19 protein-coding genes are annotated in these 20,652 nt (G+C 39.3%); 7 read left to right on the top strand and 12 right to left on the bottom strand.

Translation table 11 applies throughout. From position 1 onward, the window contains the following. Position 1: 1 nt before the first annotated feature. From AC0IWE_RS04945 to AC0IWE_RS04970, 6 genes are all read right to left on the bottom strand, one after another. Entirely contained in the window at positions 2–931 is a 930-nt protein-coding gene (locus tag AC0IWE_RS04945; protein WP_471792172.1) for a hypothetical protein, read from the bottom strand. Further along, positions 931–2,178, bottom strand: coding sequence for a TolC family protein (locus AC0IWE_RS04950; RefSeq protein ID WP_471792173.1), 1,248 nt, complete (start codon positions 2,176–2,178; stop codon positions 931–933). The genes AC0IWE_RS04945 and AC0IWE_RS04950 overlap by 1 nt, the downstream gene beginning before the upstream one ends. A 252-nt stretch (positions 2,179–2,430) precedes the next feature. Then, positions 2,431–3,222 carry a phosphatase PAP2 family protein gene (locus AC0IWE_RS04955; RefSeq protein ID WP_471792174.1) on the bottom strand — a complete coding sequence of 264 codons (792 nt, stop codon included), beginning with the start codon at positions 3,220–3,222 and terminating at the stop codon, positions 2,431–2,433. Between the two features lie 65 nt (positions 3,223–3,287). Then, a complete protein-coding gene (locus tag AC0IWE_RS04960) occupies positions 3,288–4,541 on the bottom strand; it encodes a sensor histidine kinase (protein WP_055905610.1) in 1,254 nt (417 codons plus the stop codon). After that, positions 4,538–5,215, bottom strand: a complete 678-nt coding sequence (locus AC0IWE_RS04965) for a response regulator transcription factor (RefSeq protein WP_471792175.1) — start codon at positions 5,213–5,215, stop codon at positions 4,538–4,540. Before AC0IWE_RS04965 ends, AC0IWE_RS04960 begins: the two co-directional genes overlap by 4 nt. A 41-nt stretch (positions 5,216–5,256) precedes the next feature. Further along, positions 5,257–5,856: an HD domain-containing protein gene (locus tag AC0IWE_RS04970; protein ID WP_471792176.1), complete on the bottom strand. Its 600-nt coding sequence runs from the start codon at positions 5,854–5,856 to the stop codon at positions 5,257–5,259. 243 nt (positions 5,857–6,099) lie between these two features. On the opposite strand from AC0IWE_RS04970, the gene AC0IWE_RS04975 reads away from it, so the two are divergent. Both AC0IWE_RS04975 and AC0IWE_RS04980 read left to right on the top strand, forming a co-directional pair. After that, on the top strand, positions 6,100–6,990 hold the full coding sequence (locus tag AC0IWE_RS04975; protein ID WP_471792177.1) for an SDR family oxidoreductase: 891 nt from the start codon (positions 6,100–6,102) through the stop codon (positions 6,988–6,990). 138 nt (positions 6,991–7,128) lie between these two features. Beyond that, positions 7,129–8,052, top strand: a complete 924-nt coding sequence (locus AC0IWE_RS04980) for a helix-turn-helix domain-containing protein (RefSeq protein WP_471792178.1) — start codon at positions 7,129–7,131, stop codon at positions 8,050–8,052. Between the two features lie 50 nt (positions 8,053–8,102). On the opposite strand, the gene AC0IWE_RS04985 is transcribed toward AC0IWE_RS04980, so the two are convergent. Continuing rightward, the gene (locus AC0IWE_RS04985) at positions 8,103–8,942 is read right to left on the bottom strand and encodes a ThuA domain-containing protein (protein WP_471792179.1); all 840 of its coding nucleotides are present in this window, start codon (positions 8,940–8,942) and stop codon (positions 8,103–8,105) included. Positions 8,943–9,178: 236 nt separating this feature from the next. On the opposite strand from AC0IWE_RS04985, the gene AC0IWE_RS04990 reads away from it, so the two are divergent. Continuing rightward, positions 9,179–10,129, top strand: coding sequence for an alpha/beta hydrolase (locus tag AC0IWE_RS04990; RefSeq protein ID WP_471792180.1), 951 nt, complete (start codon positions 9,179–9,181; stop codon positions 10,127–10,129). 10 nt (positions 10,130–10,139) lie between these two features. Here AC0IWE_RS04990 and AC0IWE_RS04995 read toward each other — a convergent pair whose 3' ends face one another. Both AC0IWE_RS04995 and AC0IWE_RS05000 read right to left on the bottom strand, forming a co-directional pair. Beyond that, on the bottom strand, positions 10,140–10,964 hold the full coding sequence (locus AC0IWE_RS04995) for an endonuclease/exonuclease/phosphatase family protein (RefSeq protein WP_471792181.1): 825 nt from the start codon (positions 10,962–10,964) through the stop codon (positions 10,140–10,142). Positions 10,965–10,974: 10 nt separating this feature from the next. After that, positions 10,975–11,172 carry a hypothetical protein gene (locus AC0IWE_RS05000; protein ID WP_471792182.1) on the bottom strand — a complete coding sequence of 66 codons (198 nt, stop codon included), beginning with the start codon at positions 11,170–11,172 and terminating at the stop codon, positions 10,975–10,977. Between the two features lie 349 nt (positions 11,173–11,521). On the opposite strand from AC0IWE_RS05000, the gene AC0IWE_RS05005 reads away from it, so the two are divergent. Then, on the top strand, positions 11,522–13,132 hold the full coding sequence (locus AC0IWE_RS05005) for a family 43 glycosylhydrolase (protein WP_471792183.1): 1,611 nt from the start codon (positions 11,522–11,524) through the stop codon (positions 13,130–13,132). A gap of 57 nt (positions 13,133–13,189) precedes the next feature. Here the strand turns inward: AC0IWE_RS05005 and AC0IWE_RS05010 are convergent, their stop codons facing one another. Continuing rightward, on the bottom strand, positions 13,190–14,074 hold the full coding sequence (locus AC0IWE_RS05010; RefSeq protein WP_471792184.1) for an NAD(P)H-binding protein: 885 nt from the start codon (positions 14,072–14,074) through the stop codon (positions 13,190–13,192). A 79-nt stretch (positions 14,075–14,153) separates the two neighbouring features. Between AC0IWE_RS05010 and AC0IWE_RS05015 the strand changes: the two genes are divergently transcribed. Further along, a complete protein-coding gene (locus AC0IWE_RS05015) occupies positions 14,154–14,405 on the top strand; it encodes a winged helix-turn-helix transcriptional regulator (RefSeq protein ID WP_471792185.1) in 252 nt (83 codons plus the stop codon). Between the two features lie 352 nt (positions 14,406–14,757). Continuing rightward, positions 14,758–15,708 carry a Gfo/Idh/MocA family protein gene (locus AC0IWE_RS05020; protein WP_471792409.1) on the top strand — a complete coding sequence of 317 codons (951 nt, stop codon included), beginning with the start codon at positions 14,758–14,760 and terminating at the stop codon, positions 15,706–15,708. A 349-nt stretch (positions 15,709–16,057) separates the two neighbouring features. Here AC0IWE_RS05020 and AC0IWE_RS05025 read toward each other — a convergent pair whose 3' ends face one another. Beyond that, a complete protein-coding gene (locus AC0IWE_RS05025; protein ID WP_471792186.1) occupies positions 16,058–17,059 on the bottom strand; it encodes a hypothetical protein in 1,002 nt (333 codons plus the stop codon). A gap of 166 nt (positions 17,060–17,225) precedes the next feature. Continuing rightward, positions 17,226–18,200 (bottom strand): hypothetical protein, encoded by a 975-nt coding sequence (locus AC0IWE_RS05030; protein ID WP_471792187.1) that lies wholly within the window; start codon positions 18,198–18,200, stop codon positions 17,226–17,228. 332 nt (positions 18,201–18,532) lie between these two features. Here AC0IWE_RS05030 and AC0IWE_RS05035 point away from each other — a divergent pair, with 332 nt between their 5' ends. After that, on the top strand, positions 18,533–20,275 hold the full coding sequence (locus AC0IWE_RS05035) for an ABC transporter ATP-binding protein (protein ID WP_471792188.1): 1,743 nt from the start codon (positions 18,533–18,535) through the stop codon (positions 20,273–20,275). The last annotated feature ends 377 nt before the right edge of the window (positions 20,276–20,652 follow it).

The raw sequence follows: 20,652 nt of genomic DNA on the forward strand, positions 1-20,652 counted from the left end.
GCTATTTCTGTATTTTAACCCTGGCTGTATCGGCAATGCCATAGTTTCCGGTTTTAATAATGCGGTCGGTTTTTATAAACCTGGGTGCTATTACCTCAACTAATGCATTGGTTTCTATCCCTTTTTTTACATTTACTTTTACGGCAGTAGAATCATTGATCATTTTCATCACCCAAAATTCGTCTTCTGTTTCGTTTGATAATACGGCCGATTTTGGCAATACCTGTGCGTTTACATGGTTAAACTTTAATAACCTCACTTTGGCAATTAACCCTTGTGGAATATCTTTTGCCGAAGCTATTTCAATGATGTAACGCTGGGTTTGGGCAAGCGAATCTACCGATGGCATGGTGCCAGAAACTGCTCCGGTTAGTTTTTTCCCGTCAGGCAGCTGTATATCAACTGTTTTATTCCTTAAGATAATCTGATTCAATTCGTAAGGAAGATCGAGTAAAAACACGAGGCTGTTGCGGTTGCTGATGGTGGCCAATGCTTCGCCATCCTGTACATAATCGCCATTTTGATGGTTTACCTGTACAATGGTGCCGGCCTGGCCCGAGCGGATATTGGAAACACCTGAAAATTTAAAGCCAGGATCGAGTTGGTTTACGCTATTGCCGATAGATCGGGCTTCTTTTGTAATGAGCGTAAACAGTAAGGTTCCGTTTCCAACCTGCTCTCCTGTTTTTGCATTTGTGCGCTGCACGTATCCATTGATGTTTGCTTTTACAAAACTTTTTTCAAGGTAGGCTGATACAGCGGTAAGTTCTACAAACTGAGCAATGGAGCTATCTTTTGGGTTGGTTATCTGCACAGGTGTTACGGGAGATGGCTCATCGGTATCGGCGGCAGAATCATCGTTACGGCAGGCCGAAAAAAAGGAAAGTACAGCCAATGCACTAAAAATTAATTTTAAATATTTTCGCGTCATTATCTGTTCCAGTAATTAAATTGATTAATCAGTTTCAATCGGTTGATATTTGTTTGTTGCAATAAGTTTTGGGCAGAAAGGTAATTGTTAATGGCAATGATAAAATCTGATACCTTTAAATCGCCTGTATGGAGCAATTTACTATCCACATCGATAAGGCCTTTACTAAAGCGGATTTGCTCATTTATTTTATCAAAAAGAGCATTTGTTTGGATAATCTGCTGCCTAATGAGGTTAATTTGCTGGCTTTGCTGTTTACTAAAAAAATTTCTGTAGCCTGCAACGGTATTGGCTGAAAGCGCCAGTTTATTGTACTGCATTTTTTTTTGGTGGCCATCATAAATTGGAACCGAAAATGTAAAACCCACACTTGTGCCAAAATTTTTATAGGGTTGTAGCACCAGGGATGAGCTGTAACCACCGTTGGCATAAATACCCAGCTTTGGCTTATAATTTAGGTCGATTCCGTTTTTGAGATTGATATTTTTGAGGCTATCGAGTTCGAAGCGTTTGGTAAAAAAACTTTTGTTTCCGGCAAATGCTTCGCGTTCAAGTTTAGGTTCGGCAAGGGTGGCTTGTGTGGTATCGGCTATGCCAGCGAGGTAATTAAGCGTTGCATAATCATTTTTAAACTGCAGTTCTGCCTGCTTAAGGCTAAGTTGCTGTTGCTGAAGGGTAACCAGAAAGGTAAGGTATTCTGATTGCTTATAGATATTGCTCCTGGTTAGGGTTTTTAGTAGTTTTTCTTCCCGATTTAACAGCATAACCACTTCACGGTTAAAATCTACCTGTTGCTGACTGGCAAAAGCGGTAATGTATTGGTCTACAATTGATCTGTTTAAATCGAACAGCGAAAGTTGCCCTGCATACTTTATCGAATCGCTTTGAATTTTAATGCCTTGTAACTGGTTATTGATTCGTTTTTTATTTAAAAGATCATAATTTACAGTGAGCATGGCTTCGAGGGCCTGGCCATTGCTTAGTACTTCATCATAGCCATAACCCCGTACTATTGGCGCATATAAGCCATTGCCATTGCCGGTAACCTGAGGTTTTGCGGTTGCACGAACAATAAGGCTATCGATACCGGCACTTTTACTTTGGTTTTCATAATCTTTTAATACCGCACTGGATGCTTTAGCCTCACCTAAATAATAATCAAGGCTTTTAACGGGTACTTGCGCCCTAACCGCAGTGGCTATAACAACCAGCAAAATGGTAAAGCGCAGTTTATAGATCATGTTCATTGTTATTTTTAATCTTGAGCAGATTTTGATTTCAACTGTTGTATATGGCTAAGTTAATATCCAATTATGAAGTAATTCTGTAGTTATCTTTTTAGGGCACATTTGATATAATGATGGGCATTATTATAAAAAGCGGGGGCATCATTATAAAAAGCAGGGGCATCATTATAAAAAGCGGGGGCATCATTATAAAATGCGATGTGGTATTTTTTTTAGGGCATAACCTGAATTCTTTTTGTGGTTTTTAATCAGCTAAAACCTTCCTGAAAGCATTAATCCGGTACTGCCGGGCTGATGAAAAGGCATTAATGTAACATTGCCTTCTTTTTTTGTTGTAAAAAGGCTTTTCATGTAGGGATAAATCAGGTAAGCAATTTTTGTAGAGGCAATACCGAAGCCCGCTCCGGCTACCACATCGCTAAACCAGTGTTTGTTGTTGTACATCCTTAATGTTCCTGTTGCAGTGGCTACAAAATAACCTGCATAACTAATCCATGGGTTAACATCTTTATACTCTTGATGAAGAAATTCTGCCGCCATAAACGCAGAGGCGGTATGGCCTGAAGGGAAAGAGTTTGTGCCTGAATCATCTGGCCGCTCCCTGCCTACTCCTTGTTTTACAAAATGGGTAGAAACGCCCATAATTGCAGCCGAGGTTAGGTAGAGCATAGAGGCATCGAAAAGATTGTGCTTGCCTTTTATACCCGATAAATTAAGGGCATACACTGCCGCAGCCGGCGCCAGTTGCAAATAATCATCAACATGGGCGGCAAAAAGTGGGTGGTCTTCCTGCAATTCGGCCCTGGTGCTAACATCAAGCTGCTTAAGTGGGCCATGATCGTAAACTGCTGCAAAACCATAACCCATTAATACCACCGGGGCAATAAAAACAACTGGCCTGAATTTGGTTTTTGCAATCGGATTTCCGGCATACCATCTTCCAGCAGAATCAGCTGGAAGTTTTGCTACAGAATCAATCACCTGTGCGGAACAAATTGATGTTGTAATGGTAAATAACAAGACAAAGAGGGATATTCTGAGCATGATGTAGTTTTAATTATTAATCAAAACTATAAGGCAATTATGTAGCAATTCTGTAGTGAAGTGCCTTATCCTAAATTAATTGAAAAAATATGCAGGTTTTCTTTATGGCTATATTCGATATCGAACCCGTAAAGATTGCAGATCTGTTTACTAATGGCCAATCCAAGTCCCATTCCTTCAGATTCTGTCGACTTTGAAAATCGATCGAACATGCGGTTTTGAATATTTAAGGTTTTACCGGTATTGGATACGGTAAATATTTCTTGCGTTAATTCAACTTCTATCCTGCCGCCATTAATATTATGCCTTAAGGCGTTGCTAAAAATGTTGTTTAATAAAATATCGGCCAGGTAGCGGCTCATGGTTACCTTCCGTTCAGTTAAATTTAGGGTTACAATTAAACCGTCTCTACCAAAAAGTTCATGAAACTGACGGATTTTTGCTTCAATCATTTCTTTTAAGTCGATTTCCTGAAGGTCAGCTATTAAGTTATTTTCAATCCTCGCCAAAAGCAATAAAGATTGGTGCAACCTGGAAAGCCTGCCTGTGGCCTGGTAAATATCTTGCAGTAACGCTCCCTGCTGCTCGGTAAAAGATTCTGTTTGCAGGAGCGAATCCAGTTTCGAATTGATTACGGCCAGGGGTGTCATCATTTCATGTGAGGCATTATCGGTAAAACTTTTCAGTTCTTTATAATCCTGTTTCACTTTCCTGGCCATTGCATTTACCGATTTATTGAGTTCGTTAAATTCATCAATCCGCGTTGGTTCTTCAATAATATCATCCATACGGGCAACCTCAAAAGCTTTCATGCGGTTAAGCACAACGTAAAAGGGTTTCCAAAGTCTGTTCAGTACCAAACGGTTAATCAGCAAGAGCGAAAAAAGAAGCAATACGGTTATGCCAATGGTAATTAATAAGATAATCCGCACCAGATCTTCTGATTCGACACGCGATTTTGTTATGGTTACAATCACCGTTTTTCCATCAAGGTTTACGGTGGTGATCAGGCTTCTGCCCGGCTCGTATTCTTTTTCCTTGGCATTAAAATAAGTGGTAAAGTTAAATTCGCGCACATCGGTTGTATCGCCCTTTGGCTTGCTGTAAGCAACCTGCTGATCGAGATAACTGGCAGGAAGCGGAAGCTTTTTATAAGTATTGGTGTACTGCCTGATTTCGTTTTCTTCAACGGCAAGGTCTTTATCCAGTTTGTTGGTTAAAATAAGGTGGATAACGAGGTAATAAATAATTCCGGTAATAATCAGCACGATAATGGAAGTGATGATGTTTACCCTGTTGTAACGGGTAGCGAGTTTCATTGGCTGCTAAATTTATAACCGATACCGTAAACCGAACGCAGGTAATCTTTTGCACCAGCCTCGCTGAGCTTCTTTTTTAAATTTTTTACGTGGGTATAAATAAAGTCGAAATCATCTGACAGGTCCATCTCATCGCCCCAAAGGTGTTCGGCCATTGCATTTTTGGTAACCACTTTGTTTTTGTTGGAAAGAAAATACACCAATAAATCGAACTCTTTTTTAGTTAAAACAACAGCTTGCTCATTTACGGTTGTTTTCATTGCAGCAACATCAACCTTAATTTCATTGAAGATAATGAGGTTATTGCCATCGAAATTTTTTCTTCTAACAATTGCGCTTACCCGTGCTTTTAACTCCGAAAGGTGGAAAGGTTTTACCAGGTAATCATCAGCACCTAAATCAAGTCCGGCCAAACGGTCATCAAGCGAGTGCCTTGCCGAAATAATCAGAACTCCATCTTTTTTATTAATACTTTTCAATTGTGTCAACAGTTCAAGCCCTTCCCCATCAGGCAAGCCGAGGTCTAACAAAATACAATCGTAATGGTAAAGGGCAATTTTTTCTGATGCGGAAGCAAAGTTGGTTGCAAGCTCACAAATATTACCCTCACCGGTAAAATAGGTCAGAATACTTTCGTAAAGTGCTTGTTCATCTTCAACAACCAAAATTTTCATGGTGTAAATTATTAAATTATGCCCAAATTTTAAAGTAAAGCTTAACCAATCCGTTCGGTTAGTTTATTAATATTCAACATTTTCCTTTCTTGCAAAGTTTTTTTGCCGTAAGGGGTAAAATATTCGTGCCTGCTGAGCATTTCCAGGTTTAATGCATCCCAGGTAGTTTGCGGATACACCAAACTTAGGTTTTCTTCCCATTCTGCTTTTAATCTATCGGCATAATCCTGGTAAGTAGGTAAAGAAAAATGGTAAAAATCTGCATCACAGATCACCATTTCGAGTTCATTTTTAGGGTATTGCGGAAAACGCGTAGCCATAATGCATTCGCCCACGAGTTCAATCCTGTCCTGATCAAAATTATTTTCTGTAAGAAATTGGGCCGCAATAGCTGCACTGGCTTCCTCATGCCCAATATATTTTTCGGTATAACCTAAATCGTGTAAATAAGCTGCAAGCACCACCACCAGGCGGTCGGCCGCCGAAAGCCCAACGTGCCGGCTGATCTCCTCCACCCCCTTAACCACCAGTAAAGTATGGTCTAGATTGTGGAAATACATTTTTTGCGAAAGTCTGTTTCTTAAACGGTCTTCTACAAATGTTGCTACCCTGGTTAGTAATTGATCGGCTATGTAATGCATTTACATTAATATATCTAACGCAATAATAAAAAGTAAATCTGGAGAAAATCTGTAGTGGGTGTAATTATACTTTATATCAACAAATCAATTCAGTTGTAAATTCCGGTTGCATGAGTTGGTTAGAGGCAAATGATCTACTGCGTTATTTTTAATAAAGTGGTTTTGGCTAAACCAAACTCAGATTTGGATAAATGCTGTGCCTAAATGGTGTTGATATTTGTATCAACAAAAGAAAAAATAATCATGCGTGTATTTGTTACAGGAGCTACAGGCTTCATTGGTACTGCCGTTGTGCAGGAATTAATTAAAAACGGTCATCAGGTATTGGGTTTGGCCCGGTCAGATGCATCTGCTCAAAAATTGCTTGCTGCCGGTGCAGAAGTTCACCGAGGTGATTTAGAAGATCTTGAAAGCTTAAAAAGTGGTTCTGCTTTGGTAGATGCCGTAATTCATGCCGGCTTTATCCACGATTTCACCAGGTTTGCAGAAGTTTGCAAGATAGATGAAAAAGCCATCGAAACCATTGGCGAAGTACTTGCAGGTACGCAACGCCAACTTATCGTAACTTCAGGTAGCGCACTGGTAAGTCAGGGTAAATTGGCTACAGAAGATATTATTCCTCCATTTAATCCTGCCTGGCCAAGGGCTTCTGAACAGGCTGCAGATGCTTTAGCTGCAAAGGGTATACTTGCATCAGTTATGCGCTTATCTCCATCGGTACATGGCGAGGATGATTTACATGGGTTTATTCCTATATTGGTTAATATTGCCCGCGAAAAAGGAGTTTCTGCCTATATTGGCAACGGACTTAACCGATGGAATGCTGTACACCGCCTTGATGCAGCCCGTTTATTCCGCCTTGCTTTAGAAAACACTACACCGGGCGTGCGCTTTCATGCATTGGCTGAAGAAGCCATTACGGTAAAAGATATAGCTGAAGCAATTGGTAAACAACTCAATATCCCGGCAGTATCAATACCCGAAGAAGCAGCTGCCGAACACTTTGGCTGGTTTGCACACATGGCTGCGATAGATTGCCCTGCATCGAGTAAATGGACGCAGGATCAATTGAACTGGCACCCTTCACAACCAACACTAATGGCCGATATTGAGAATGGCATTTATACAAAATAAATGAAACCTGCATTCGGTAATTTATAGTAAATGTTGGCGCATCCTTAACTAGAAATTAGTTGCAGATTGATTATATAAGGATAAAATTGACAGCGTTTGCTGAAGCTTACCCTAAAAATTACGAACTTTATTAACGTTATGAACAACCAACAGCTTTTTCGTTTCAGTAGCATTACCGAATATCAACGTGCAGCGGGTTTGCCTAAACCGGCACACCCGCTCATTAGTGTGGTGCATATGGAAGACCTTAAGCGGCCCATGGCCGAAGGTTCTTTTAGCATGATTTTTAATTTTTATTCGATTGCGATGAAAAGAGTAAAAAATGCCAAATTTAAATATGGCCAGCAGGCCAGTGATTTTGATGAGGGTGTACTGTTCTTTATGTCCCCAGGGCAGGTATTTGGGGTAGAATATGAAAAAGGAAGCGAAAACCAGCACCCCGAAGGATGGATGATCCTGATCCACCCGGATTTTTTATGGAATACCACACTTGCTAAATCCATAAAACAATACGAATTTTTTAATTACTCTGTTAATGAGGCACTTTACTTATCAGATAAAGAAGAAACCATACTCAATGCACTCGCCATCAACATTGAGCAAGAGTACCATGCCAATATCGATCGTTTTAGTCAGAACGTAATTATTGCGCAGCTGGAGCTGTTGCTAACGTATTCGGAAAGGTATTACCAACGCCAGTTTATTACCCGTAAAATTGCAAATCACGAAATACTGATTAAACTGGAAAATTTGCTTGATGGTTATTTTAACAGTGGTTTGCTTAGCGAAAAAGGATTGCCTAGTGTAACTTACATTGCTGATAATTTAAATATTTCGCCAGGCTACCTGAGCGGCCTGCTCAAATCTCTTACCGGGCAGAATACGCAACAGCACCTGCATCATAAACTGATTGAACTGGCGAAAGAAAAACTTTCTACAACCAATTTATCTGTGAGCGAAATTGCTTACCAACTGGGGTTCGAACACCTTCAATCGTTCAGTAAATTGTTTAAAACAAAAACCAACCTCTCGCCTATTGAGTTTCGTCAATCTTTTAACTAAAAAAATTACTAGTAAAAGAAAGAAGAATGCCTAATTCACAACCCAATTTTTTAATGTTTTTTACCAGTACCCAGCCACAAAAGCGCATTAATTAATAATTTATCCTGATCAGGATTTCCGAAAGAAGAAGAAAGTGATTTATTGGTACTGCCATATTTATGCTCGTAATCCATATCGTTGTGGCCCATGTTTATATAAATCATTTTAAATTTTTTGTTGCTCCAAACTACGGGATAAAAGCCTCCATGCCAGATTTCGCTTTGCTTGGGCCCTGTGCCAAGCGGAAAACTTGTAGAATCGATGGATAACAGGATATCAATAGCTGGATTTTTGCGTAAATCGTTTGTCCAGCGGTACCATTCATTGGGCTGGGACTTAAATAGTTTAGGCAAGCCTGATGTTACCGGATGATTTAACCCAACCTTTAAAACCGCAGAAGTAGGTCGCCAGGTATTGCTACCATATTCTCCAGAGCCTAAAAAATAATTGTGGTACCAATCCCAGTTTTGTGGTATAGCCGAATTGTTTAAACTAAAGGCAGCAAAATGAAAGCCCATCCAAGCGCCGCCATTTTCCATATATTGCTGAAAAGCCTCACGTTGTTCTTGCTTTTCCGGCCGGGTATCTAAAAACAACACTACCTGGTAATCAGCCAGAAATTTCGTGTTTAAATTTTCCCAGTTGGAGGTAGAATCGTACTCGAAGTGGTATTTCTTAGCCATTAAAGGAAACCAGGCATTGGCTTCGTGCACAAAACTGATGTGTGCTAAATCACTTTTAGCAGTATAAAAAGCGATCACCTTAAATTTCTTTTTCTGCAATGCGCTTGCCAGATGTACATTAAATATACAAATGAGCACGATTAAGATAGCCAGCAGTACTTTTTTCATAGTGATATTTATAGAGATAAAAATAATCAAAACTACTCAACTTGCACTAAAAGGCTATTTCAATCTGATCAAATCAATAGGTATTAATTTACGAGTATTAAAAAGGCAGAATATACGGCTTGTTTAAAATTAGATTGTTAAATCAATTGTACGGCAATGGAAAATGCAATAAATTAGCTTAGAAATTCATAGCCAACCATTTTTTTGGCTAATTAGCGAACAATTGATGTAAATAGATGATGCCCAAAACCAAAATATACCCGCTAAATATTCTTTTTTTGCTGTTTTTATTCTGTTGGCTACCCTCAAAAGGACAGATTGTTTTAAAGGATAAAAAATACCATGTAGAAACCAAAATTTTTTCTCAAACGGATTCGAATACACTCAAGTTGGATATTTATTATCGTGGCGAACTAAATGAGCCGAAACCAACGGTGTTATTTGTATTTGGTGGCGGCTTTGTAACGGGCCGTAGAGACAGTAAATTATTCGATCAATACTTTAATACCTTAATTGAGCACAATTACAAAGTAGTTTCTGTTGATTACAGGCTCGGGCTTAAGGGCAAAAAATTTCCTACGGCGTTTAATACCTCAAGCTTAAAATCGGCAATTGATACCGCAACAACCGACGTTTTTAATGCGACCAATTACCTGATTAAAAATGCCAAAACACTCGGTATAGATACTGCAATGATTATCCTTTCGGGCTCAAGCGCGGGGGCCATTACAGCTTTAAATGCCGATTACAATAAACGGAATGCCAGCTTACTTGCAGCAAAACTTCCCCTTAAATTCCAATACAAGGGCGTAATTTCTTTTGCAGGGGCTATTTTAAGTTATAAAGGCGCACCAAAATATGCCATACCTCCGGCCCCTACCATGCTTTTTCATGGCACGGCTGATAAACTTGTGCCTTATAATAAAGTAAGACTGCTTAACCGCGGCTTTTTTGGATCGAAATATCTTGCGCGTGTTTTTAAAGAGAATAACTATCCTTATTACTTTCAGTATGTGCAAGATATGGGGCATGAAATAGCAGGTTCACCTATGACAGAAAATCTTCCTGATATTTTATGGTTTATTGATCAGTACATCATTAAACAAAAGCATTATTTTATGGAAGTAGATTTCAAAGATGCCGATAAAAAGCGCACATTCAGTATTCCCAAATCTTTTAAAAAGTAAAGCAATTAACTTAAAGCCGCTTTAATTCCAATACAGCAACAACCGGCAAATGATCGGAAGCATAACGTTCAGGAATTACGGTGTGTGAGATTACATTAAAGGGATTTCCTTTTTTAAAGCCAATATGATCGATGGTTTTATCAGGATTGTTTACCGGAATTGTAAAACCACAATCGCTACAGGTTCTGGTGAAAGCCTGGTCGAATATTTTAATACTTTCTGAACTGGGATCGGCATTAAGATCTCCGGCAACAATAAGTGGTAAAGTTTCTTTTTCCGTTAAACGATTAATTACTTTAGCTTGTAAAATGCGGTTTTCTTCTGCCCGCTGCGCATCAAGATGGGTAGATGCAAATCTGATAAACACACCTTTTTCTATTTCGGCAGTTACCATTGCCAACACTCTTTGTTCTGCTTTAACATTGCTATTTTTAGGCAACATAAAAGTTTTTTGCGCCGATAACGGAAACCGTGATAAAATGGCTACGCCGTATTCACCTCCATCATGGTTTATCGCTTTGCCAAAATAAAAATTCATCTTTAACCTGGTGGCCAGCAAAACCGCTTCGTTAATACTACCTGATCTTTTTGTATTTACATCAACCTCCTGTAGCGCAACCAGATCAGGTTTTTGCAATGCAATTACTTTAGCAATGGCATCTACATCAATAGTACCTTCTTTTTCTTTTGATGGCGGGTTGCAATGGTGCAGGTTATACGTCATGATGCGTAAGGCACTGCTATTTTTAGCCGCTGAAGTGGGTGCAAGTTTCGGCGAACAACTACCTAAAAGGCAAATTGCCAACAGTACAATAGCGGATAACTTTATATTCATTATGATCAGGTTAATTTTCGTGCTCACCGGTATGTTCACTCAGTATCCTTTCCATTTCGAGCATCATTTGCTCGGCCAGCCGTTGTTTTGCCAGCGATTTTGAAAGGTAGGCATCTGCAAAAGTAGCATCAAGTTCATCCATAATGAAGGCGTATTTAGCCTTAAGTTCGATGAGATCAATCTGAAGCTTCTTGGAAAGATTTTGCATAGTACAAAGCTAAAAAAGCAAAAGTAATTTCTGGTAAGCCGCTGTATTTTTCTTTCTAAAAAAAAATTAAATAATCTCAGGTTTGCAAAAACAATCTGATGGTGCTTTCGTTTATATCATGATTCCGGCGTGGTTTCCGGAATACATTTGTTTGGTTAGTTGATTAGGGATCAATCTCAAATTGAATCCCTTTTCTTTTTTTCAACCTGCTCCTCATCAAACATCCACAACTCTTCGCTCATTAATAGCCCTATTTTGTTACCTAAAACAATTAAAGATTATAGGATAGAAATGTATCTTGTGCAGTAAAACCATTAACCAAATAAATTAAACGCCCAAGTTTAAAAGAATGAAAAAACCAAACCCTGAATTATCCTTTTACCTCGCTGCGCTATTCTTCATCAACATAATTTCGTGCATCAGCAATCAGGCAATTGCCCAATCCACCAATATAAAAAATGATATTTTCTGGAATACCAAAGATGGTAAATCTATTTACAGCCAGGGAGGTGGGATATTTAAATTTGCAGATCCTAAAACGGGAATTAAAAAATATTATTGGTACGGTGTACATTATGCCGAAGCAGATATTTATCGCAATACACCATTTATTACGCAACCTAAAAATGCATTTGAATCAGTAACTTGCTATAGCTCAACAGATTTAGTAATCTGGACATTCGAAGCGGATGTGTTAAAAAAAGATAGCATAAACAAAGCTGGCAAAACCTGGGTTGGCCGCTTAGGTGTGGCCTACATTAAAGCTTTAAAACAATATGCCATGTTTGTTCAACATGGCAGTCGCGTGCTTATTGCAACTGCTGATTCTCCTGCCGGAACATTTAAATGGCATCAGGAAATTAGCATGGAAAAAATGATCGGAACATCGAACACTGGTGATCAAACTGTATTTACCGATGATGATAGCGGAAAATCTTATCTCATTTATTCTTACGGTAGAGGACGAAACAAAATTTATGTATCAGAAATTGGCGTAATAGATGGGAAGGTAAACCTTTTAGATTGTATCCAGGTTTTTGCAGGCGAAAGCAGGGAAGGAAATTGCATGTTTAAATACAACAATAAATATTACATGTGCGCCTCCAATATTTATGGATGGGATGCCTCGCATGCTTATTATTTGGTGGCCGATCACATTAAAGGCCCCTACTTACCCACCAATAAAATGCTGGTAATGAAAGGCGCTGATCAGGATTATGCGCATGTTTCGCAAACTGGTTTTTTTGTTACCGTAAAAGGCAACCAGCAGGAAACCGTAATTTACTGTGGCGATAGGTGGGCTAATTTTGCCAGTAATGGTTTGGGCTACAACCAATGGTGCCCGATTTCTTTTGATGGCGAAACTCCTTATTTTAATTCGCTCAGCTCATGGAACCTGGATGCTGTAAGTGGAAAATGGACAGTTGGTAAAGACAATAATTATGTTAAAAATGGAAGCTTTGAAGCCGATAGACGGCACATTCCAAGTACTTTTAAACCAGTGCAGGAGCAATTAACGGGCTGGCTAACCACAATAGAAAGTGGAAATAAAATCTCACTTGACAGTACAAGTTCTCCGGTTTTAAATTATTTTAATACTGAAAACGACAGAAAAATGGTAATCGGCGAAAAAAGCCTGAACATTAGTGATAAGATTAATTTTAAGCGTAAAGTGTTTCAAAATATTACTTCCTCCCCTTATGTTAAACTGGAAGATGGAATTTACACGCTTAGTGCAAAAATAAAGAACAGCAAGGGTTTTAATCAATTGGAAATCTATGCCTTAAGTGATGGAAAAGCTTTTAATTATATTATCAAAAAGGAAAATGCTGCCTGGCAAAACTTTAGTGTAGAAAACATAAGGGTTAAAGGTGGTAGTGTAGAAATCGGATTTATAGCGGATGGTTTGGCCAATGCTATGTGTAATGTAGATGATATCTCGTTGACTAAAAACCCTTAATGTCAAAAAATCATCCACTAATAAAAGCATTGGTGGATGATTTTTTTAATTACTTACTTAGCTATTATAGGCAAGCGCAAATTGTGCTGCAAAATCTTCCAACTTAATTTTTCCTTCTGGGGTAATATTCCTAGCTTCAAAATCTTCCCATAATATGCCGCTGCTAATTGCATTTCCCATTTCAACATAGTTTTTAGCAATTTCTGAGGGTAAACCCGCGCCAACCATTCCGTCATAAGCCTGTTTATCATCAAAAGCAACCCATGGCAAATCTGCCTTTCCAATGGCTGTACCAATTGCTGAAGCAACTTCTTTAAGTTTACGTTTATCGCTGGCAATATAAAGGATGCTCCTTCCGTTAAAACCCTCTGCTATTTTTTCAGCCGCAGCCGCAGCAATATCTTTTGGATCCACCAATACAATGGATTGATCTGCTTCATAATTAGATCCGATAATGCCCATATGTTTAATCAGATCGATGTTTGCATAAAAGTTATTGTAAAAAAATCCAGGACGAAGTGTTAACACATCAAGATTTTCTAATCCGCTAAAAATCTGCTCCACATCATGCAAACCTGCTATCGGTCCGGTACCATGAGCTAAATGGGCACCAATACTGCTTAATAAAACTACTTTATTTACCCCTGCTGTTTTAACTGCATTAGCATAGTGTTGGCCAATACTTTTAATGTAGGCCCGGAAATCATTTACCGAAAAATCTGGTGGAACCATCAGGTAAACTAAATCCGCTCCCTTAAAAGTATCGATAAGAAAATTCTCATCGCTTACCGATCCTATGGCCGCCTGTGCCCCTAATTGGGTTATCTCAGCAGATTTTTCTGGATTACTGCTAATTACAGTTACTTTTTGCCCTTTAGAAATTAATGTAGCAGCTAATGGCCTGCTAATATTACCTAGTGAGCCTGTTATAATTATTTTCATGATTTATGGTGTTTTAATGTATAAGCAAAGGTATATTTGTACTTACTTTTATACAAGCACTTACCCCAAAGTATGTATCATGACAGCCATTAAAGAAAATTCGACATTAAACGCCAACAAAAAAAGTAGCAAAGCGTCCTGTCCGGTAAGTTTTGTAATGAGCAAAATTGGCGGTCATTGGAAACCGATTATATTATTTCACCTTTTAAGCGGCACCAAAAGATATAGCGAACTGAAAAAGCTTATTCCAGCCATTACTGAGAAAATGTTGATTCAACACCTTAAACAAATGCAGGAAGATAACCTGGTGATCCGTGAAGCACAAATGTAGTGCCTCCTTTCGTAACCTATACCCTTAGTAATGAAGGCGAACAGTTAAGGCCAGTAAATCTTGATGCTATGGTAACATGGGCATTTGCGCAGGATTTTAAAATGGATTGAGATTTTTGGTAAATAAATATTTTTCAAAATACTGATTATCCTGCCAAACAATATTTATATCCTATCGTTTATAGATATTCCGGCGTCGGTTTCCGGAATTCATTTGTTTGGTTAGTTGATTAGGGATCAATCGCAATTGAATTCCTTTTCTTTTTATAGAACTTTCTGAATCATATTTCGAACAATATTTTCTAAATTCAAAGCTTTTATAACAGGTAAAAAATGAAGAAATTAAATGGGGCATTATTGGCTGTGGCGATGTAACGGAAGTAAAAAGCGGCCCTGCATTTAACAAAGTGGCCAATTCTAAACTGGTAGCAGTAATGCGACGGGATGGTGCTAAAGCCGCCGATTATGCCAGTCGCCATAAAGTTGCTAAATGGTATGATGATGCTTCCGATTTAATAAACGACCCTGAAGTAAATGCCGTTTATATTGCCACACCTCAATTACAGCACGAAGCTTACACCATTGCAGCCTTAAAAGCTGGCAAACCTGTATATGTAGAAAAACCAATGACTTTGGATGCTGCTTCGGCGCAGCGTATGACGGATGCAGCCAACCAGCTGAAAGTGAAACTTTGTGTGGCCCATTATCGCCGTGCACAACCAATGTTTTTAAAAGTTAAAGCTCTGCTAAATGAAAATAGCATTGGAGATGTCCGCCTGGCCAGGTTAAAAATGCTTCAGCCGCCTAACCCTGCCCTTATTGCTAAAACGGAAGATAACTGGCGGATCAATCCGGCAATTTCGGGGGGAGGTTTATTCCATGATCTGGCCCCGCACCAGTTAGATTTAATGACTTATTATTTCGGCGCAGTTAAAAATGCTGTCGGCATTGCCACTAAACAGCAGCAAAATACGGAGGTTGATGACCTCGTTGCAGGTAATATTCTTTTCGAAAATGGAATTGTTTTTAGTGGTACCTGGTGTTTCTCTGTTGCGCCTGCAGATCAAGCTGATAGTTGTGAAATTTATGGTTCAAAAGGGCGTATTAGTTTCCCAATGTTTGGTAATAAAGTTATCGTCACTACTGATCGTACAGAGGAGTTCACTTTTGAACCTTTGCAACATGTACAACAGCCAATGATTGAAAAAGTGGTTGATTATTTTTTAAACAAAGGAGAAAACCCATGCAGTGGCGAAGATGCACTGATTACCATGAAGTTAATGGATGATTTTACCAGAAAATAAGAATAATTTGACGAAGGATTATTTTAACCAAAACGACATCGTCATTCACAACTCGATTGGGAATCGTAATGCCGTAGCAGGTAATTTCCGCATTAAGATTCCCGCCTGCGCGAGAATGACGTAAGAGTCGACTGAAAACTCCATCGTCATTCCCAACTCGATTGGGAATCTTAATGCCGCAGCAGGTAATTTCCGCATTAAGATTTCCGCCTGCGCGAGAATGACGTAAGAGGGAACTAAACGCCATCGTCCAAACTTGATTGGGAATCGTAATGCCTTGGCAGGTAATTTCCGCATTAAGATTCCCGCCTGCACGAGAATGACGTAAGTTTCCAGACCAACTATCGCTTTACATCATCTTCTTAAAGCCTTCCCATTTCACTTTCCATGTTCCATCTTTCGGGAATCCTGGATTGGTTGTAGTATTTCCATCCCAGCCGGCACACATTAAAGCTATAGCAGTAAGTAAACCACCGTTCCCTGGTAAATAGATGCGCAGGCGATCATCCTGATAATTGTGGCCGTTTATAAGATAAGTATTGGTTTGTACAGGCATCATCAAGGCATCAATTGCTTTATCGGGCATGCCTAATCGTGTGGCCGTCATGGCCGTCATCGGGAAATCCCAACCCCAGGTATCATTCCAACTCCAGTTTTTCCAAACCAAATCGAAGGTTTTACGCATGGTTACTTTATCAAGTAGATCGGTTTCTGGTAGCATGCCAAAGGTGCCCAATACGGATGGATGATCTGTTTTATATTCGGGATTGGTATAAGAATCAGGCGCACTTTCGGCTGCCAGGTATACTCCGTTTTGTACTGGCAGCTTGGCAAGTTTTGCCATTACATCATCCCATTTTGAGTTTCTTGGCATTCCTAAACGTTCGCGCCATTGTTGTGCAGTTTCTAACCCCCATTGCCAGTAGGCCAGTTCATAAGTTGGATTAAAGGTTGTTTCGGCTTTAAAACGTTCTTGTGCAGGAATTAAACCTGGTCCGAGTATATAACAGCCTTTTTCTACGTCATAATGCGCAAAAGAGGCCATAAAATCTGCTGTTTCAAATACCAGGGTTTTATATTTCTCCAATACTTTTTTATCATGTTTTGCACGGTATTCAAGTTCGGCAAAGGTGATGAAGTGCGGCTGTTGCCAAATTAGCATTGCACCAATGGAAGATGGACTTTCATTACCGTTATGATCGGTCATTTTTTGCCAGCGTAAACCATCAAAGCCTTGATTGTGTGCAATTTTCCTGGCATTTGCTGCCGCTTTAAAATACCAATCAGTACTACGTTTCAACAGCTCGGGCCTTCCCCAAAGCGCAAAGTGTACTCCATGCCACCAGTGCATTTCGAGGTGAGGTTTACCAAACCAACTGTTATAGGTTAAACCCGTTTCCTGGGAGGAAAATCACCCGAACATTGTATTTTGGTAAGGTATTCAGATAAGATAATCCTTCTCTCAAGTTCAAATGCACGTTTATCAATACTTCCGCTAAAATCAACTGCGGCACCACTCAACCAAAAAGCTTTCCATTTAGTCCTGCTGTTCTGCCGGGCTTGTACAAAAGAAACAACTGCTGTTCTATTTTTCTGTTGAGAGAAAAGGCAGCTAAAAGTAAATACCCGATCAGTTTTATTGGGTGTAATGGTAAAATAATGCGCTTGTTTTTGGGCCAGTTGTGCTTTACCCTTCCAAGAAAAAGATGTGTAATATATTGCAGAATCAATATCCCTTTTAATAATTGCTCCATCAGTACTTTGTGCCAGCACTTGCGAAACATGTTTATCATCATTTGCCCAATGGTTACCAACATCAGCCCATTCTCCGGTAGATGCGGGGTAACGGATTCTATTTTTAATCGCCCTGCGCCAATTAAGGGTGATGAAACAGATGCGCTGATGAGATCAAAATCCTGATGCCCAACTGTAATTACTTCAACAGGCACTCCCTCCAGGGTAAAGCTGCTTTTAATTTCGCCTGTCCAGGGATTTAAACTTTGATTGATATTTTTAATGTCGCTTGCTTTAGCCGGTTGACCGTTCTTTTTAACCAGGTCGAAACCAATATTGCCCAACTGAAGGCGATGCACATTCTGACGGAAATAATTAGAGGCTTCCTTAGCCCTAAGCGGCGTGTTTAATTGTACTGTATATGGTATTTTACGTCCATATTGATCGTAATATTTATAAGCCTCACTAATGTTGAAGTTTCCTTCATTTTTGTAAGATCCCCAGCCCCATTGCGACTCCGTACCCAATGGAACGCCCTTGGTATAACGCTCCGGAAAAGTTTGTAGTCCTGTCGCATCAACAGTAAAAGCAAATCGCCCATTTCCTACGGATAAGGAAGAAAGGGAATCTATTTTTTTAATTAAAACGGTATGCCGTGTTACCAGTGCTTCCCTGTTGATTTGTGCAAAAGCAGTTTGAATGCTAAAGAATGCAACAAATAGTATTGATAGATTAAAATGTTTTTTGATTACGCACATGCCGTTATTAATAAATTATTATTATTCCAGGTTGTTAAAGCCATAAATTAGCAGGCCTGTTATTACAAAAGCGATAATTTTAAGCGCATAGGATGTGTAAATACAACAAAGTGGATGCTTTTCATAGTTCTGAAATATATTTGGTTAAATTTTGCTGCAATTGTTGTCCATCAGCTGGTTTAATTAGCGGTAATATATAGAAAGACTGCCGCCTAACCATCCTGCTGTATCCTGCATGCATCGATGCATTAACCTGGTGAAATCTTCTTCAAACTATTACAAGTCCTTAACGTTTAATAATTGCCCAACCACCTGTTGCATTCCTCCAAAAAATGAAAATACTTTTAAAATACTTAAAGCCTCACCAAAAACTTATTATCTTTTCGCTCTTACTTGCTGCTGCAGCACAACTTTTAAGCCTGCTGGATCCCATTATCTTTGGAAAAATTATCGACGATTATTCTACCAACAAACACCATTTGGGCGAGCGTAAATTAATTAGTGAAGTTTTTTACTGGTTGCTTATTGCGCTCGCTATTGCGCTTGTGGCCAGGCTTTGCCGCTCCGTGCAGGAATTTACCACCCGTAAAGCTGTTGCCCGTTTTGGCATGAATATTTTTAACGATGGCTTGAAACAAACCCTGCGCCTCTCCTTTCAGGAATTTGAAGAAAGCCGCAGCGGAACCACGCTTTCAGTTTTACAAAAGGTAAAAACCGATGCCGAGCGTTTCATCAATGCTTTTATTAATATCCTTTTTTCTTCATTGGTTGGTATCGGTTTTTTACTGTGGTATAGTTTAAACAAAAACTGGCTTTTAGTGCCCGTATTTTTTGTAGGGGTATTGGTATTGGGCTCTTTAACCGGGTTGCTTTCTAAAAAAATAAAAGCCATTCAACGTTCTATAAACCGACAGGCAGATAAACAGGCAGGTGTAATTACCGAAAGTTTGCGCAATATCGAACTGGTAAAAAGTTTGGGCTTAACCTTTGCCGAAATCAGGCGGTTAAATGTACAAACCTTAAAAATTTTCGATCTTGAAATGCTAAAAGCCAAAAAAGTAAGCATGTTATCCTTTCTCCAGGGTAATTTGCTCAACTTATTAAAACAATCAGTGCTTTTCATTCTGCTCTGGCTTATTTTTCGAAAAATACTGAGCACAGGAGAATTAATTGCGATGCAGTTTATTTCCACCGCAATTTTTACTCCGCTACAAGATCTTGGCAATATGATTATTCTATACAGAGAGGCCGATGCTTCGCTTAAAACCTTTGATAGTTTAATGCAAAAGCCAATAGAAACACGCCCCGAAAATGCAGTAGAAATTGATGCATTAAAAAGACTGGAATTTAAAAATGTTGTTTTCAGACACAAAACTGCTGGTTACAATGCCATTGATGATATTTCTTTTGAAATTCAAAACGGTGAAACAGCCGCTTTTGTTGGTCCTTCAGGTTCGGGTAAATCAACTTTGGTAAAACTTTTAGTAGGGCTTTACCTCCCTGTTGAAGGCGAAATACTTTTCAATGAAACCAGTTCTAAACGCATCCGTTATAACCCTTTGCGCCGTCAGATTGGTTTTGTTACCCAGGATACACAGCTTTACGCCGGATCAATCAGGGATAATATGCGATTTGTAAATCCGACTGCCAGTGAAGAAGATATTATCGAAGCATTAAGAAAAGCATCTGCAACCGCGCTTATTGCCAAAGCCGCCCAGGGTATTGATACCGTGCTAGGCGAAAATGGAATGAAACTTTCAGGTGGAGAAAAACAGCGGATTTCTATTGCAAGGGCTTTATTAAGAAAACCACGTTTACTCATTTTCGATGAAGCTACCTCGGCTCTCGATTCGCTCACTGAAGAAGAAATATCAGCAACCATCCGAGAAATTTCAGATAGAAGAGAGCAAATGACCATTCTTATTGCGCACCGACTATCAACTATTATGCACGCGGATAAGATTTACGTACTCGAAAAAGGAAAAGTATCAGAAACAGGTAGCCACAACGAGTTGTTGGAGAAAAAAGGATTGTATTATTCCATGTGGCGGCAGCAAATTGGCGAACGCAGGTAAATTTCAGCGATTTAGAAGAAACGCATAAAAAGTTGCTAAAGCAAGAGAAGGATTTATTTTGGAGCGGAAGTTTTATACAATTGCTTAATGGCCTCCCGTTTTACGCCTTTACGCTTCGCCTTCTTACCTCAGCCCTCAGGGTAAACATCGTAATTGTCATCCTGAGGGGTAATTTATGGTATAAAAAATCAATATGAGTGACATGATTTTAAGGAAATGGATATCCTATCGGTATTGTTATTGCGAGAAGGCTTTTTCAGCCTAGAAAGCAATCTTAAAACGATCGCTACTAGCGTGTACTTTAAGATTGCTTCGTAACAACAATGGCGACCGCTTTATTGAAACCTATCCATGGTAGCGAAGTCGAAAGTCTATAG

Source organism: Pedobacter sp. AC402 (assembly GCF_979252805.1).